This is a genomic window from Blastomonas sp., assembly GCF_041747255.1.
Lineage (GTDB): Bacteria > Pseudomonadota > Alphaproteobacteria > Sphingomonadales > Sphingomonadaceae > Blastomonas.
On sequence record NZ_JBGTFM010000018.1, the window covers coordinates 1 to 2,486 of the forward strand.

At 59.9% G+C, this 2,486-nt stretch carries 4 protein-coding genes and 1 pseudogene; 3 read left to right on the plus strand and 2 right to left on the minus strand.

The window, feature by feature from the left end:
* The 3 genes and pseudogenes from ACEW8G_RS00715 to ACEW8G_RS00725 form a co-directional block, all read left to right on the plus strand.
* Positions 1–348: pseudogene (locus ACEW8G_RS00715) on the plus strand (IS21 family transposase); the annotation flags it as partial.
* Positions 345–1,109 (plus strand): IS21-like element helper ATPase IstB, encoded by a 765-nt coding sequence (istB, locus tag ACEW8G_RS00720; protein WP_373486535.1) that lies wholly within the window; start codon positions 345–347, stop codon positions 1,107–1,109. The pseudogene ACEW8G_RS00715 and the gene istB, both read left to right, overlap by 4 nt.
* Positions 1,110–1,132: 23 nt before the next feature.
* Positions 1,133–1,588, plus strand: a complete 456-nt coding sequence (locus ACEW8G_RS00725; RefSeq protein WP_373486536.1) for a hypothetical protein — start codon at positions 1,133–1,135, stop codon at positions 1,586–1,588.
* A 27-nt stretch (positions 1,589–1,615) separates the two neighbouring features.
* Here the strand turns inward: ACEW8G_RS00725 and ACEW8G_RS00730 are convergent, their stop codons facing one another.
* Together ACEW8G_RS00730 and ACEW8G_RS00735 are read right to left on the minus strand one after the other, a co-directional pair.
* On the minus strand, positions 1,616–2,041 hold the full coding sequence (locus ACEW8G_RS00730; protein WP_373486537.1) for a type II toxin-antitoxin system VapC family toxin: 426 nt from the start codon (positions 2,039–2,041) through the stop codon (positions 1,616–1,618).
* On the minus strand, positions 2,041–2,289 hold the full coding sequence (locus tag ACEW8G_RS00735; protein WP_373486538.1) for a type II toxin-antitoxin system Phd/YefM family antitoxin: 249 nt from the start codon (positions 2,287–2,289) through the stop codon (positions 2,041–2,043). Before ACEW8G_RS00735 ends, ACEW8G_RS00730 begins: the two co-directional genes overlap by 1 nt.
* Positions 2,290–2,486: the final 197 nt, after the last annotated feature.

A 2,486-nucleotide genomic window follows, 5' to 3' on the forward strand; every position in this document is an offset into this window, starting at 1 on the left:
AATGCCTTGGACCAGGCGGCGCCGTTGGCGGAATGGGACCTGCCGCCCGCATTCGCGACCCTGCGCCGCCTGATGGAAGCGCGGATGATCAAGGCTGGGCGCCGGGAGTATATCCAGGTGCTGCGCCTGCTGGAGACCTTCGATATCGACGACCTCCACGCCGCCGTGAAGAAGGCGCTGCAACTGGGCGCGGTCGGCTTCGATGCCGTCAAGCACCTCGTTCTCTGTCGGGTCGAGAAACGGCCGCCGAAGCTGGACCTCGATGTCTACCCATATCTACCGCGGGCGAACGTCGAGACGACATCCGCGGCCAGCTACATGTCACTGCTCTCGGGAGATGCAGCATGACCGTGGCCCCGAAGATCCTGCTCGCGGATCACCTCAAAACGCTGAAGCTGCCCACCTTCCTGCGGGAATACGACAAGCTCGCCCGTCAATGCGCCGCCGAGGGACTGGATCATGTCCAATTCCTGGCGCGTCTGGTCGAGCTGGAATTGATCGACCGCGAGCGGCGGATGATCGAGCGTCGGATCAAGGCCGCGAAGTTCCCGGCCACCAAAAGTCTGGACAGCTTCGACTTCAAGGCGATCCCTAAGCTCAACAAGATGCAGGTGCTGGAACTGGCCCGTTGCGAATGGATCGAGAGGCGTGAGAACGTCATCGCCCTCGGACCAAGCGGCACGGGCAAGACCCATGTTGCACTCGGCTTGGGGCTTGCTGCCTGCCAGAGGGGGCTGCCTGTCAGCTTCATCACCGCCGCCGCGCTCGTCAACGAGCTGATGGAGGCGCGCGACGAACGCCGTCTTATCCGTCTGCAAAAGCAATTGGCTGCTGTAAAGCTACTCATCATAGACGAACTGGGCTTCGTGCCTCTCTCCAAAACCGGCGCAGAGCTTTTGTTCGAGCTGATCTCACAGCGATACGAACGCGGTTCCACAATGATTACCAGCAACCTGCCATTCGATGAATGGACCGAAACCTTCGGCACTGAACGCCTGACAGGCGCACTGCTCGATCGGTTGACCCATCACGTCAACATCCTCGAGATGAACGGCGACAGCTATCGGCTCGGCCAAAGCCGCGCCCGCAAGGCCTACGCCTCAACCTGATCAACCGTCACAGGATTGGCCCTGTGGGCCAAATCGCCATGGCACGCGCCAGCTATTTGAAGAGCGCGCGCGCCATGGCGCTTTGCACCCCGCCACTGGCCTGGTTTTGCACCGCCGCGTGGCAGGATTTGCTGCCGCCGTTGACAATCGATACAGCGGCTGACGCCCAACAGGACGCCAGCAAGGCCTTCAGTGCGGCCTCAGACAGGCTGCTGCGCGTCATAGAGGCCCATCAGGCGGGCAAGTGGCGCAGAATGGGCATGATGGCCCTCGTAGCGGCGCTCACAGCCTCTCTTGGTCTGTTTGGCGGCTACTGGTGGGCGAAAGGGAATATTCGAACGGAACGTCTCGCCGAGGTTGGTGAACTCTTACGGTCGTCCAGCGGTGAAGACTTCTGCGGTGATATGAGCGCCACGAACAGCATGCCCGATAATAACGGCGTCTATTGCGCATCGTGGATTAAGCTGCCGACCGAATGAGGGCGAAACCTGTGGGGCTGTTTGCCATCATGGCATCGGCTCCCACGGATTGATGATCTGAACGCCTGTTGGCGCGAAGTCTGCAACATTGCGTGTGACGATGGGCATTGCGTGGACGATCCCTGTGGCGGCGATAAGGGCATCCCGGTCACTGCGGGGGTCAGGAACATGCAAAGCGGCACAACAGAGCGCGACAGGCCCGTCTACCGGCAGGATACGCCCCTCAAAGGCCGGCAGCACCCTATCAGTCATCCAAGCCCTCAGAACGGCCCCTTGAGCGCTGTCCCGCCTCTCGGCGTGCCTGATCCCCATTTCAAGCTCCAGAAGCGTGATGGCTGACAGGAACAACGCTGATGGGTCTTGGTCCGCCGCCCAGGCCACGACGTTGCCATCCGCCTTGCCTGCTTTTGCCTTGCGCAGTTCCGACACCACGTTCGTATCGAGGATGAACATCAGGACAGATCGGCCGGACGCGTGAGGTTACCCAATCGACCGGGTTCAAAGGATACGTCTGCCGCGTCCGGATCGGCCAGCAGATCCACGATGTTTTCCCACTGCCCTGTGAGCCGCCTGTAGGCTTCGATGCTAAGCAACACATGCGCGGGCTTGCCCCGATCGGTGATGAACACAGGACCGTTCTGAGCGGCTCGCTTTGCGCCACTGGCATCCTGGTTGAACGTCCGGCTGGTGATCGTTGTCATTCCCATCGCTCATACCCTTTTAAGCAACTGATATAGCAACATGTCTACAAAAACTGGAAATGTCAATTCCGGCTTGTGCGATCACCACGTTGTGCCACTTGGCGATATGATGAATCCGGCATTGATTGCTCCTGTGCTGTGACCTGACCTTCAAGGCTGACAAACACTTCAAATCTGGGGCTGTTGTCTCATTTGAG